This window comes from Pseudomonas sp. PB106, assembly GCF_009764645.1.
Taxonomy (GTDB): Bacteria; Pseudomonadota; Gammaproteobacteria; order Pseudomonadales; family Pseudomonadaceae; genus Aquipseudomonas.
Genome location: NZ_RWIM01000022.1, coordinates 13793 through 27149 on the forward strand (window position 1 = coordinate 13793; position 13357 = coordinate 27149).

Below are 13357 nucleotides of genomic sequence, written 5' to 3' on the forward strand. Positions count from 1 at the left end.
CCCTGTAGGAGCGAGCCTGCTCGCGAACGCGTCGGCACAGCCTGAGCCTGTGTTGCCTGACCCACCGCCATCGCTGGCAAGCCAGCTCCCACAGTGGTTGGTGACCTCAATGATTATTCAGCAAACACCGGGAAACCTGTGGGAGTGGAATGCAGGTATGAAAAACCCCGCCAATGAGCGGGGTTTTCATTGTGGCCGGCAGGATCAGCGTGGTGCAGTGCTGGCCTGGAATGTTTCGATGAGGGTGTCGAGCAATTCATCCTGGAAGATCATGCTGCGGTGTTCCAGTGGCACCAGGTGCGAGCAGTTCAGCTCGCCGGACTGGCTGTAGCGCTGGATCAATGCCTGGCTGAACGCCAGTTCTTCTGCGGTTTTTTCCGGCACGGCCCACCAGCAGCTCGGTTTGACCCGCAGCGGTTTGTAGGTGAAGGCCTCGAACGCTTCTACCAGTCGGTCATGCACCGAGAACGCCTGGGCGTTCATGACTTCACTCTTGATGCTCTGCACGATGGCCAACACATCGCCCTGACCCGGCTCGATCTGACCGGCGGCCCAGTCGTAAAAATCTTTGACCGTGCCCTGCGGTGATGCTTGCAGGTAGGCGGCGGTTCGTAGCGCCAGGGTCGGGAACAGCAGGTTGAAGTAGTGCACGGCGTCGAGCACTTCCTCAGTTGTGCCGCTGAGTGCTTCCTCATCGACCCGCTGGAAGCGCAGCATGTCGGCCGGAAAGGCCGCCGCTGGAATGGTACCGTCGACCAGCCCCAGAAACGCCACTTCATGGCCCTGACTTTCCAGCGTGGCGGCGATGTCCATTGCCAGTGCACCGCCCAACGACCAGCCCATCAGATGGTAAGGCCCTTGTGGCTGAGTGCTGACGATTTCTCGGCTGTACGCGGCGATCATTTGCGCCCAGGTCTGTTCGTCGTTGTGCTGCTCCGAAAAGCCTCGATGCATCACGCCGTAGACTTTGTTGCCTGCGTTCAGACGTTTGGCCAGCGGCTGATAACAGAACACGAAGCCACCGCTTGGGTGCAGGCAGAACAGGGCCGGCGCGTCGGCAGGTGCGCTGTTGAGTTCGACCACGCATTGCGCGCTTTCGAAGTGCTGGCGGGCGATGAACGCCGACAGCTCGGCAATGGTCGGATTGGCCAGCAGCGCTTGCAGGCGCACCTCGATGTCCAGCTGAGCCTTGAGCTGGCCGATCAGCTGGATCGCCAGGATCGAATGCCCGCCGAGTTCGAAGAAGTTGTCGGTAACCCCCACGCGTTCAATGTTCAGCGACTGTTGCCAGAGTGCGACGAGGGCCTGCTCCAGCGGATTGGCCGCCGCCACGTAGGTGCGTTGCCAGAGGCTGGCGTCCGGCTCGGGCAGGGCTTTGCGGTCAAGTTTGCCATTGGCGTTGAGCGGGAAACGTTCGAGGAACAGCAAGTGGCTGGGCACCATGTAGTCGGGCAGTTGCGCGCGCAATGCAGAGATCAACCGGTCACGCAGATCCGCCGAGTCATCGGCGATGACATAGGCCACCAGTTGCAAGCCGCCAGGGCCTTCGTGGGTCAGCACGGCGCAATCCTGAACTTCAGGCTGATCGAGCAGACGGGCCTCGATTTCGCCGAGTTCAATGCGGAAACCGCGAATTTTTACCTGATGATCAATGCGTCCGACGTACTCGATGCTGCCGTCGTTGCAGTACTTCGCCAGATCACCGGTGCGGTACAGACGCCCGCCAGGAACGCTGTCGAACGGGTCGGGAATGAACCGCGTGGAGGTCAGGTCGGTGCGGTTGAGGTAACCGCGGGCGAGTCCGGCACGACCGATGTACAGCTCGCCGGTGCAACCTTTGGCGACCGGGTCGAGTGCTTCATCGAGCAAGTACCAGGACAGATCGGTGATCGGCACGCCGATCGGGCTGGCCGATTCGGTATTGAGGTCGGCCATCGACAATGGACGATAGGTCACGTGTACGGTGGTTTCGGTAATGCCGTACATGTTGATCAGTTGCGGTGCATGATCGCCAAAGCGTTCGAACCACGGGCGCAGGCTTTTCACTTCGATCGCTTCGCCGCCGAAAATCACGTAACGCAGCTGTTGCGTCAGCGTCTGGTCGGCGGCGCAGGCGACTTTCATCAACTGTTTGAACGCCGACGGCGTCTGGTTCAGCACGCTGACTTTTTCTTCGCAGAGCAGGGTGTACACGTCTTGTGGCGAACGGCTGACCGCGTGCGGCACGATCACCAGACGTCCTCCATACAGCAACGCACCGAAGATCTCCCACACCGAGAAATCGAATGCGTAGGAATGGAACAGGCTCCAGACATCGTGCTGATCGAAGCCGAACCAGCCTTCGGTGGCTTTGAACAAACGCACCACGTTGTGATGCGGCAGCAGCGCGCCCTTGGGTTTGCCGGTCGAGCCGGAGGTGTAGATCACGTACGCCAGGTTGTCCGGCTGCATGGCAACGTTTGGATTGTGTTCGGGGTGATCGGCCTGGGCCGCTTCATCATCGAGCAGCACGCAGCGCACGTGGGGCGGCAGCGGCAATTGTTCGCGCAGGTGTGCCTGAGTCAGGACCCAGTCGATGCGGCTGTCTTCGATCATGTAGCCAAGACGGTCGGCCGGGTAGGCCGGGTCCAGCGGCACGTAGGCACCGCCCGCCTTGAGAATCGCCAACAGGCCGATAAGCATCTGCGGTGAACGTTCGGCAGCGATACCCACCAGCACATCCGCGCCGACGCCGTGGGCGATCAACTGATGTGCCAGTCGATTGGCCTGGCGATTGAGTTCGGCGTAACTGACCTGCTGCTCGCCGAAGGTCAGCGCGATGGCATCACCGGCCCGTGCCACTTGTGCTTCGATCAACTGGTGCAGGCACAACGACGGATTGATTCGGGTCTGTTGCGGGTTCCATTCGGCGAGAGTCTGCTGCTGTTCCTGCGCGTCAAGCAGTTGCAGCTCGTTCAGTTGCAGGCCAGGGGCCTGAAGCAATTGTTGCAGCAGGTTTTGCCAGTGACGACCCATGCGCTCGACGGTCGCCGGGGTGTACAGGTCGCGGCTGTATTCGAAGGTCGCGACAAGGCTTTGCGGGCTGAAATCAACGTCCAGCGACAAATCGAATTTCGCCTGGCTTTCACCGGCATCGAGAAATTGCAGGTGCAACCCGCCCCATTCCACTGCGGCCGGTTCGGCACCGCCGGTGCGCCAGTTGAGCAGCACCTGAAACAGCGGATTGAGTGATGCGGCGCTGCCGCGTTGCAACTGATCGAAGAGCAACTCCAGCGGGTAATCGGCATGCTCCAGCGTCGCCAGCGAGTGGGCGCGCAAGCTTTGCAGAAAGTCGCGCACCGGTTGTTGGCCATCAAGGTTTGCCTTGTACACCTGGCTACTGACGAAGAAACCTACCAGTTCCTGACTGTCGCTGCGATTGCGGCTGGCGTTGGGCACGCCCACGGTGAACTCGCGTTGCTGGCTGTAGCGGCTCAATAGAATTTGCCAGGCGCCCATGACGACCACAAACGGGGTCAGCCCTTCGCGCTGGCAGAAGCTGTTCAGGGCTTGCACATCCCTCGACGCAAGGCTGAAGGAATGCCGGCCGGCGAGATGTTGCTGTCCTTCGCTGCGTGCGTGATCGGTTGGCAACTCCAGCACTGGCAGATCGCGACCCAGATACTGGCGCCAGTAATGATCGGCGCGTTTGCAGGCCACGCTGTCGAGATATTCGCCGCGTTGCCATTGTGCGTAGTCACTGTATTGGATCGGCAACTCGCTCAGCGTCGGGCTGATGCCGGCGCTGGCTTGCGCATAGGCGCGGGCCAGGTCCTGCATGAGGATAGCGTTCGACCAGGCATCGGAAACGATGTGGTGCATGTTCAGCAGCAACACATGTGTGCGTTCACCGGTCTTGATCAGGGTGGTGCGAATCAGCGGTGCGCGGCTCAGGTCGAACGGCTGCAAGGCCTGGGTCTGAACGCGTTGTTGCAGGTGCATCTCCCGCGTTTCTGCGTCGAGGCTGACGAGGTCCTGGCGCTTGAGATTCAGGCGCGTCGAGCGCTCGACCACTTGCACCGGGACGCCGTCGATTTCGCGAAACGCACTGCGCAGAATGTCGTGGCGGTCGATCACCGCATTGAGCGCGTTTTCCAGCGCCTGCGGATCCAGGTCGCCGTCCAGGCGCAAGGCACGGGGCAGATTATAGGCGGCATTCGCCGGCGCTTGTTGCTGCACCAGCCACAGACGTTGCTGGGCATACGACAACGGTGCCTGATCCAGACGGCTGCGTAGCGCAGTGGGCTGATCCGCATCCGTCGCCTCGGCATCGGCCAGCAGCAAGGCCAGCAGGTCATCATCAAGAAGTTCGTTCATGGTTTTCTCTAAACATTCGACAAGGACAGGTGCGGCTCAGCAAGTCGCTGCCGGGACTTTTTCGCTGATGACCTGGCCGCCTTGCATGCGCACCAGTTGGTCGGCGACGTCGAAATAACGGTCGTCGTGGGAAATCACGATGATGGTCTTGCCCAGGTATTTGAGTTCCGGTAACAGCTCGGTGTAGAAAATTCGCCGGAACACCGGGTCCTGGTCCGCCGCCCATTCGTCGAACACCAGCACCGGACGCTCTTCCAGCCAAGCGTTCAGCAGCGCCAAACGCTTGCGTTGACCGGTGGACAAGTCAGTGGTGCTGAACGCGCCGTCACGGATGCTGACCTTGTGCGAGATTTCCAGACGCTCGAGGTAACGGTTGGCGTCTTCAGGCACTTGTTGGTCGCCCTGCACCAGCTCGTCGAACAGATAGTAGTCGGCAAAAATCGTCGTGAACAACTGACGATAGTCGTCACGATTTTCGGCGACGACCGGAGCACCGTTGAGGATGATTTCCCCGCCCTTGGGCGCATACAACCCCAGCAGCAATTTGATCAGCGTGGTCTTGCCGCCGCCGTTTTCGCCAACGATGAAAACGATTTCGCCCTGGCTGATCGACAGGTTGACCGGGCCCAGCGTGAACGGTTTGTTGTTGTCGACTGCCGGGAACGCGTAATGCACGTCGCGCAATTCCAGGTGCTCGACCACAGGCTTGGCCATCGCGGTGTCGCTGAGCAGCAGATGCGGCTCGGGCGAAGAAAATTGTTCAGCCAGGTCAGCGATACGCTTGAAGGCGATATTGGCGCGGCTGACCACCGGCAGGGTGGTGACCAGATATTCCAGCGGACCCTTCATGTACAGCAGCACCAGGACGAAACCACTGAGCACGGCTTTATCGGTGCCCAGCCAGAAAGATTGCAGGGCGAGGGCCAGGCCGATTACCACAAAGAACAGCATCGAACCGAAGGTCTTGGCCACCACGAACGTGTTGATCGAACGGATGTGCGTGTTGCAGATGTAATCCGCCGTGCCTTCGATGCGCTGGCTGAACATACGCTGGCGACGCGGGCGATGGATGCGCAGTTCCTTGGCGCCGGCCGCGATGGCGCTGTAGTGCTTTTGCAATTCGTCTTCGGCTTCACGAGCGGCTTCAAAGCCCTTGATGCCCTTGGCCCTGGCGACATACTGCACGACGGTGCCGATAATGATCGCGACCAGCAACAGGGCGAACATCGGCACCGACAGATAAGCCAGATAGCCCAGGCAGCCGAGGGTCACGGTGAAGGCAATCGCCAGTGGCGCGAAAGAAAACGCAAAATCGCTGACGGTGTCGACGTCGTGGGTCAACACCGGAATCAAGCGATGGCTACGGAAGCGTTCGATCTGTTCAATGGGCGCCAGCAGGACTTTTTCGCCGAGGGATTTGCGCAGGCCGGCGATGATGTGTTGCCCGACATGGTTAGTGCCGATGTCGGACAGAATCGAGCTCAGCAACGCCAGCGCGCAGAGGCCGGCAAAACTGGCGAGCACACTGAGCGAAGGGCTGCCATTGGCATTCAGGGCATCGTTGATCGTGGCCAGCAACGCCGTGACGCTGAGGCCGCCGACCATGCCGAGCATGATCGACAACATCACCACCAGCCGATAGGGCTTGAGCAGACTGAGAACTTCGCTGATGGCGCCACGGGATTTAGTGGTCATGGGGTATTCCGCTGTTGGAGGCCGCTTGCGGCGATGATTCGAAAGAGACGCAAGGCGCCGGCGGGCAGGCCGGCGCCAGGTGGATCAGAGGTCGCGGGCTACGCGAAAGCCCAGCCAGTCGCCGCGCACCTTGGGATACACCGCGTTGCGATTGCCGGAACGTGAGAACACCGGCGCTTCGCCCCAGTCGTTGCCGCGAATGCGCTGGATCTTGCAGTCGCCGGCTTGCCAGGCGCTGCCATCGCCGGGTGCGCCGACGTAGTTTTCGTTGTAGCAATCGGCCGTCCACTCATACACGTTGCCGTGCATGTCGTAGACGCCAAAGGCGTTGGCCGGAAAGCTGCCGGCCGGCGCGGTAAAGTTGTAGCCGTCAGCGGCACCATAGGTGTTGGCGTGTTTGGCGATGCTGTATTCCTTGCCCTCATCGAACGGGAAAGGGAAGGGCCCGCTGCTGCCGGCGCGCGCGGCGTATTCGCGCAGCGACTCACTGACCAGGCGGTATTGTTTGCCGGTCTTCTTCGACAGCCAGGCGACATACGCATTGACCTCGGCGAAGTCCATGCACACGGCTGGATGTTTATCGGTGTACTGCTTGCGTGGATCGCTGCCCTGGTAATCGGGAATGCCGGCCTTGCACGCGCGGCCCGGGCGATCGTCGCCATCGGGCATTTGATAGCCGGTGTCCTTCAGGTAGGCGTCCCATTGGCCCCTCAACACCTGGAAGCGGCTGATTGCCAGCGGTTCGGCAAAGGTCACCGGGTGCATCGGACCTTCATCCGGCTCGCGGCCAACTTCGTCATCCGGGGTGCCCATGGTGAAGTTACCAGTGGGCAGCACGACCATTTCCGGGCAGTCCTTGCAATCCTTGAATACTTTGCCCGGCTTGAGCGGCTCAACCGCTTGCGCAGTGCCCGGTAACACGCTGGCGAGCAAGGCCGCCAGGCCCAGCGCAGGGAGTGATTTCAGGGAAAAATTACGCAGCTCACTGTTCATCATTTCTCTCGATAACAGGTGGAAAGAGGTTCGCGGTGCTTACAACTGGGTAACGAGCACGGCCATGAAACGGTCGATTTCCTGTTCGTTGTTGAGCAGGCCCGGGGCGCTTCGGATCACCGGCCCGACGTCGCGTTCGACGGCATCGGCGATCACCCGGTTTTGCATGAGGTAGGCGGCGATCTTGTCGCAGTCCCTGCCCTTGACCCGGAAGAAGGTAAAACCGGCGGACAGTTCCGGGCTCAGTGGCGTGACCAGTTCGATCTGCGGGTGTTCCTGAAGGCGTTTTTTCAGGTAGCTGTTCAAGCCGTGGATGCGCGCCTGAACGTCGGCCTTGCCCAGTTGCAGGTGCAATTTGAACGCTTCAGTCAGGGCCCAGCGGTACTCGAAAGAGTGGTAGCCGCCGGGCGTCATGGTGGTGGAAAACGCCGTTGCTTCAGAGAAGGTCGGCGTGATCGGCGTGACGTATTTGACCTCGCTGCTACGGCTGCAAACGATGCCGGTGCCACGTGGGCCGAACATCCATTTGTGTGTGCCGGCAATAAAGAAGTCGCAGTTCATCGCCGGGAAGCTCAGGTCGTCGACACCAAACCCATGCACGCCATCGACCACATAAATGATGCGGTTGTCGTCGCTGCGGCCGCGGTTGTGCTTGTCGACCAGCGCGCCGATGTCGGCAATCGGCAGTTTCATGCCGCTGCCCGAATGCACCCAGCACATGCCCAGTACGCGGGTTTCAGGGCGGATGTTGCTGTCGATGGCGGCGAGGATTTCAGCTTTGGTCGCGGTCTGCGGGTCCTTGAACAAGCGAATTTTGCGCACCTTGGTCCCCTCGCGCTGGGTGCGCAGGGCAAGAATGTTGTGGGTCGCGTAATGCTCGTGATACGTGGTGAGGACTTCCTGATCCGCGCGCACATGGGCGCCGCCGTAAATCATCGTCAGGCCTTCGGTGGTGCTGCCGGTAAGGGCGATCTGTTTGGCATCGGCCTGCAGATAGCGACCGGCCCAGACGCGCACTTCTTCCTCACGTTGTTCAATGACGCCCAAGTCCCAATCCATCGCCAGCCCCGGATTCTTGTCGAGGGCCGCGCGGTGCCTCTCGATGGCCTCGCGCACCGGCTTCGGGTGCGAAGTGATCAGGAAGTTGGAGAAGTGCAGGCAGTCCGGATCCTGATCGAACAGTTGGCGCAGTTGCGTCCATTTGTCGCCAGAGGCCGTTGGCGCTGCCGCGCTGGCTGGGGTGGCGGCGTAGGTCAGCCCGGAGGTCAGCGGCAGGCCGGCGGCGAGAATTCCGGCCTGTTTGAGAAACGTACGACGATCACTCATGGCTTGCTCTTGTCCTGCTGTGAAATCAGTGCGGGGCGGGCGGCTTTCTGCACCTGATCCCAGACGCGCAGGAAGTTGCCGCCCCAGAGTTTGGCGATGTCGGCTTCGGAGTAGCCGCGCGAGATCAGTTCGGCGGTGACGTTGCGAATGTCGCCGACGTTTTCCCAGCCTTTGACGCCGCCGCCTTCGTTGAAGTCGGAGCTGATACCGACATGGTCGATGCCGATCTTGCGCACGGTGTAGTCGATGGCGTCGCCGTAATCCTTGAGCGTGGCCTTGGGCTCTTCGTCGAGGATCGCGTAGAGGCGGCTGGCGTACTGGCCGAACTTGGCCTCGGGCCAGGCGGCGATGATCGGGTCGCCTGGCATCAACGCCACGGCAAGATTGGGCAGTGGAGGCAGGTCGAAGCCCTTGCGCAACTCATTGAGCTTGTCCTGGGTGGTCTGGGTCAGCGGTCGCAGGTATTGCGAGAAGCCGACGACCTGAACCACACCACCACTGTTCTTGATCAGTTGCAGCTCTTTGTCACTGAGGTTGCGCGGGATATCGACCATCGCACGGGGGGCGGAATGGGACGCGACCATCGGCGTGCGGCTCAATTGCGCGACTTGCTCCAGAGCCTTGGTCGACATTTGCGAAACGTCGATGATCACCCCCAGATCATTGAGGCGCTTTACCGCTTGTTTGCCGAGATCTGAAAGACCGTCGAGCGCGTCCGGCGAATCATTGAAGAACGGCAATGGGCGCGACGAATCGGCCCAGTCGTTGTTGCCGATGTAGCTGAAGCCAAACATGCGCATGCCGCGCGCGGTCCACAGGTCCAGCAGGTTCAGGTCATGGCCCAGTGGATAGGCGTTGAGCATGCTGATGAAAATGGCGAACTTGCCTTCACCGTGCAGACGGCGGAAGTCATCCGGGGTGTAGGCGATGCCCACTTGATTGGGGAAGTCGCGGACCACGCCGGAGATGATTTTGTAGCGGATTTCCTGCTGATTACGCGCCTCGTCAACGAAACCGGCGGTGGGCTTGTGCGGCGCGTTGGCGCCGTTCCACAGTTCTGGCCAGCCGAAAATCGTCAGTGCAGCGCCGGACAGTTGGCCGCGATTGGCCTTGATCAGGTCGAATTGCCCGGCACCGTCCTTGTCGGCTTCATTGCCCTGGGTACCGAAATCCTGCAGCACGGTGATGTGGCTGTCGAAAGAGAGCATCCGCTCATGCAGCTCGCGCGCCTGTTCCATGACTTTGACCGGATAACCGGGGTTGTCCCTGAACCAGTAATCCCAGGCTGCGAAGCCTGCGCCGGCGCTGATCGCCAAGGCCAGCGGCAGGCCAATCAAAAGAGCCTTTTTCGAACGTGGTTTTGTCATTGCCATCTCAGTCAGGTTCGCCGTCGAGGTGCTGGCGCAGAGGCCATTGCTATCTGGAAAGAACGAGTGATTGGCCGTGGAATTTAGGTTGCCGGGCTAAAAGATCGCCGCCTTCGACGGCACATGCCGGGGCATCTATTGCATGCAGGAGTCGGCGAAGGCGGCGATCTTTGCAAAGCCACATAAATTTACCCACCCAGCAAACGTTCTAGCTTGGATAAAGCCTGCTTCATGGCTGACACAGGTAGGGCAATGAAGATTTCTCGACGATGGTTCATGGCAGGCCTGGCGCTGACTGGCGCTGCTGTGCCTGCGGCTTATTTTGGGCATCGTGAATGGACGAAGCCGGACCCGACGATCACCCCCGGCGAAGCGTCGTTTGACGTCGCCGACGTCGCCGGACAACGTCTGGCAAACAAATTGCGCGGTGTCTGGGATATCCGTTTTGAAGGTCGTGACGCCGGTCTGGATGGACTGCCGGCGAGCGGTCTGCAGGTGTTTCTCGACATCGGCCAGAAGGGCCGTGGGGTCTGTGGTTTTCTCGATACGCCGCAACGATTGCGCTCCGGTGAAACACCGCGTTACCGAATTGTCGGCGACCTCGCCGCAGCCAATGCGGCGAAACTGAGCTGGCGCCTGATCGGTTCCAAGGGGCAAATCGACTACGAGCTGGAAATGGCCCTCGATGAGGTCTGGGCCGATTTTGGCAATGCCGGCAGCGGCACGCTGAGCGGACGCGCTTTGCGTCTCGACCGGCCCTTGGCGCTGTTGGCTCAGGACAACCGGTTTATCGCGGTCAAACGGATGTTTCCGGAAGCGCGACAGACCACGCCACTGCACCCGACGTTGCTGGCCTGGCTGATTGCGCCCGAGCATCGGCTGTTTCACCAGGTCTGGCATGCTACCCGTGACAAGTGGCACACCCTTGATGAAGACAAACGCAATGCCTTGCGCGGCATCGGCTGGCAACCCGGCCCACGCGACAAGGAGCGTGATGCCCGTGGTGACCGCAAGGACCGCAACGGTTCCGGCGTCGACTTCTTCTTCATGCACCGCCACATGCTCGGTACGGCGCGCTCGATGCAGGACCTGCCGTCGTGGCAATACTTTCCGCTGCCGCAGCCGGAATTGATCCGCGATCGGGTCGGTTTCGCCAATTACTTCGACAACCACGACGGAACGGCGCTGCCGCCAACCTGGCTGGCCGATGGTGATGGCGAGTACAGCCAGTGGGTCAGCGACATCAAGACCGCAGAAACCTACGAAAGCAACTTCCAGGTGTGGGAGTCGCAGTACCGCGATCCGGCCTATCTGGCCAAACTGACCCTGGGCCAGTTCGGTTCTGAAGTGGAACTGGGCCTGCACGACTGGTTGCACATGCGCTGGGCCTCGGTGCCGCGTGATCCGTCCAACGGCCAGCCAGTGCCGTTTGCCCGCGACCCGGCGGATTTCGCTGCGCGTTGGTACGCGGCGGAAAACGACTTTCTCGGTGATCCGTTTTCATCCCACGTCAATCCGGTGTTCTGGCATTTTCACGGCTGGATCGATGACCGCATCGAAGACTGGTTTCGCGCGCACGAGCGTTTCCATCCGGGCGAAGTCACCCGCCAGATGGTCAATGGCGTGCAATGGTTTGCACCAGGGCGCTGGAACGAGGTCGATGACCCCTGGCTGGGGCCGACCACTCATGGCTGCAGCACCACGCCGGGGTTGCAGGTGGGAAAGTCGGTGGAAATGGACCCGGAAACCATGAAGCTGGCGCTGCGCATCACTTTCATCAACGACGAGAAGAAACTCGCCGGGCTGTTTCGCCGCGTGCCGCAACGGCCATGGTATGCGCGCCATTTGAAAGCCAAAAAGACCCAGGCCTGAGTGGCGCATCAGCGTCCTTCGCGAGCACAGTTTGACCGCGTTCCTGCTGTTGAAATGCGCGTCCCTGCAGGAGCGAGCCTGCTCGCGATGGCGGTGGGTCAGACGCTGAGATTTTGCATGTGCCGGCCTCATCGCGAGCAGGCTCACTCCTACAATGTGACCGTGGAATGCGATGCCCTGTGGGAGCTGGCTTGCCAGCGATGGTGTCGACACATTCCGCATTGATGTCGCCTGACATTCGGCTATCGCTGGCAAGCCAGCTCCCACAGATTGACCGCGTTCCTGCAGTTGAAATGTGCGTCCCTGCAGGAGCGAGCCTGCTCGCGATGGCGGTTGGCGGGGCGGTTGTTTACAGGGTCTGCCACCCGCCACCCAAGGCTTTGTACAGGGCAATGCTTGCCTGCATCCGCGCCAGCCGCAGTTGAACATTCAGGTCCTGTGCGGCATACAGGGTGCGCTGTGTTTCCAGGACGGTCAGCAGGTCTTCGGCGCCGGCCTGGTAGCGGCTCTGGGAAATGTTGAAAGCGGTTTGTGCCTGGTTCAGTTCTTCGCTTTGCCACTGGCGCTGTTCGTCGAGGCCGCGAATGCTGTTCAGGGCTTTCTCGACATCGGCGAAGCCGTTGATGATCGCCCCGCGATAGGTTTCCAGCAGTTCTTCCTGGCGCGCCGTGGCCTTGTCGCGTTCGGCAGCCAGGCGGCCGTTGTTGAAGACTGGCGCCAGTAGCCCGGCAGTCAGGTTGTAGAACGGACTGCGCAGCAAATCATCGAACTGATTAGAGCCTGAGCCGAGTTGGGCGCTCAGGGTGACCTTGGGCAGCATCGCAGCACGCGCCACGGCCACATCGGCCTTAGCAGCAGCCAGTTGCGCTTCGGCGCGGGCGATGTCCGGGCGGCGGGTCAGCAGGTCGCTGGGTACGCCGGCAGCGATTTGCGGCCACTGCAACTGATCGAAGGTTTCCAGGCTGGCAGGCAGATCCTGAATCGACCGGCCAAGTAACGCGGCCAAAGCGATACGTGCGTCCTGCGCCTGTTGCTGCACGGTTGGCAGTTGGCGCTGTTGTGCGGCCACCAGGCTTTTCTGCTGGGCCAGTTCCAGTGCTGTGGCGGACCCGGCATTGAAGCGCGTCTGCACCAGTTGCAGGACATTCTCGGCATTGGCCAGATTGAGCCCGGCAATACGATTTTGCTCCTGCAGGGAAAGCGCCTGTGTGTAGCGATTGGCAACATCGCTGAGCAAGGTCAGCTCAACGGTGGCCTGATCGAATTGACTGGCGCGCAGGCTTTGCCGGGCGCTTTCGCGGGTTGCCGACTGGCCGCCCCAAAAGTCGATTTCGTAACTGGCGCTAAGGTTGGCATCAAAGTAATCCACAGCCTTGTTGCTGCTGTCGGCATCCAATTGGCTATAGCCGCTGCCCCGCAGCAGTTTCTGGCGATTGGCATTGAGGCCGGCCGTGATCTCCGGCAATTGTGAACCGCCGGCAACCACCGTCGCGGCTCTGGCCTGACGTACACGGGCGATGGCGGCGGCGAGGTCATGGCTGCCGACTTGCGCCTGTTCAATCAGCCCGGCCAGTTGGGGGCTGGCGAAGTGGGTCCACCATTGCTGATTGTCCCGCGTCGCGTTTTGCACACTCGGCGACTGCCAGCTCGGCGGGGCGACAATGGCGCTGTCCGGGCGCGGGGCGGGGGTGCCACAGGCGCTCAACAGCAGGCAAAGGGTCAACAGGCTCAGTTGCGGTTTCATAGAT

At 60.9% G+C, this 13357-nt stretch carries 7 protein-coding genes; 1 reads left to right on the forward strand and 6 read right to left on the reverse strand.

Annotated features, from left to right (window positions below; genetic code table 11):
- Positions 1–204: 204 nt before the first annotated feature.
- The 5 genes from EJA71_RS04180 to pvdM all read right to left on the reverse strand — a co-directional run bounded on the left by EJA71_RS04180 (position 205) and on the right by pvdM (position 9737).
- Positions 205–4356, reverse strand: a complete 4152-nt coding sequence (locus tag EJA71_RS04180) for a non-ribosomal peptide synthetase (protein WP_158954559.1) — start codon at positions 4354–4356, stop codon at positions 205–207.
- Positions 4357–4392: 36 nt separating this feature from the next.
- Positions 4393–6051: a cyclic peptide export ABC transporter gene (locus EJA71_RS04185; protein WP_158954561.1), complete on the reverse strand. Its 1659-nt coding sequence runs from the start codon at positions 6049–6051 to the stop codon at positions 4393–4395.
- A gap of 84 nt (positions 6052–6135) precedes the next feature.
- Positions 6136–7044 carry a formylglycine-generating enzyme family protein gene (locus tag EJA71_RS04190; protein WP_158954563.1) on the reverse strand — a complete coding sequence of 303 codons (909 nt, stop codon included), beginning with the start codon at positions 7042–7044 and terminating at the stop codon, positions 6136–6138.
- Positions 7045–7083: 39 nt separating this feature from the next.
- Positions 7084–8370 carry an aminotransferase class V-fold PLP-dependent enzyme gene (locus tag EJA71_RS04195; protein WP_158954565.1) on the reverse strand — a complete coding sequence of 429 codons (1287 nt, stop codon included), beginning with the start codon at positions 8368–8370 and terminating at the stop codon, positions 7084–7086.
- Positions 8367–9737, reverse strand: a complete 1371-nt coding sequence (gene pvdM / locus EJA71_RS04200; RefSeq protein WP_158954567.1) for a pyoverdine-tailoring dipeptidase-like protein PvdM — start codon at positions 9735–9737, stop codon at positions 8367–8369. Before pvdM ends, EJA71_RS04195 begins: the two co-directional genes overlap by 4 nt.
- A gap of 252 nt (positions 9738–9989) precedes the next feature.
- Between pvdM and EJA71_RS04205 the strand changes: the two genes are divergently transcribed.
- Positions 9990–11609: a PvdJ/PvdD/PvdP-like protein gene (locus tag EJA71_RS04205; RefSeq protein ID WP_158954569.1), complete on the forward strand. Its 1620-nt coding sequence runs from the start codon at positions 9990–9992 to the stop codon at positions 11607–11609.
- A 349-nt stretch (positions 11610–11958) separates the two neighbouring features.
- Here EJA71_RS04205 and EJA71_RS04210 read toward each other — a convergent pair whose 3' ends face one another.
- Positions 11959–13353, reverse strand: a complete 1395-nt coding sequence (locus EJA71_RS04210) for an efflux transporter outer membrane subunit (protein WP_158954571.1) — start codon at positions 13351–13353, stop codon at positions 11959–11961.
- Positions 13354–13357 lie beyond the last annotated feature (4 nt).

What these genes read in the sequence shown, in the direction of transcription:
- EJA71_RS04180 (WP_158954559.1), bottom strand. Translation starts at nt 4,356, where the DNA reads ATGAACGAACTTCTTGATGATGACCTGCTGGCCTTGCTGCTGGCCGAT.
- EJA71_RS04185 (WP_158954561.1), bottom strand. Translation starts at nt 6,051, where the DNA reads ATGACCACTAAATCCCGTGGCGCCATCAGCGAAGTTCTCAGTCTGCTC.
- EJA71_RS04190 (WP_158954563.1), bottom strand. Translation starts at nt 7,044, where the DNA reads ATGAACAGTGAGCTGCGTAATTTTTCCCTGAAATCACTCCCTGCGCTG.
- EJA71_RS04195 (WP_158954565.1), bottom strand. Translation starts at nt 8,370, where the DNA reads ATGAGTGATCGTCGTACGTTTCTCAAACAGGCCGGAATTCTCGCCGCC.
- pvdM (WP_158954567.1), bottom strand. Translation starts at nt 9,737, where the DNA reads ATGACAAAACCACGTTCGAAAAAGGCTCTTTTGATTGGCCTGCCGCTG.
- EJA71_RS04205 (WP_158954569.1), top strand. Translation starts at nt 9,990, where the DNA reads ATGAAGATTTCTCGACGATGGTTCATGGCAGGCCTGGCGCTGACTGGC.
- EJA71_RS04210 (WP_158954571.1), bottom strand. Translation starts at nt 13,353, where the DNA reads ATGAAACCGCAACTGAGCCTGTTGACCCTTTGCCTGCTGTTGAGCGCC.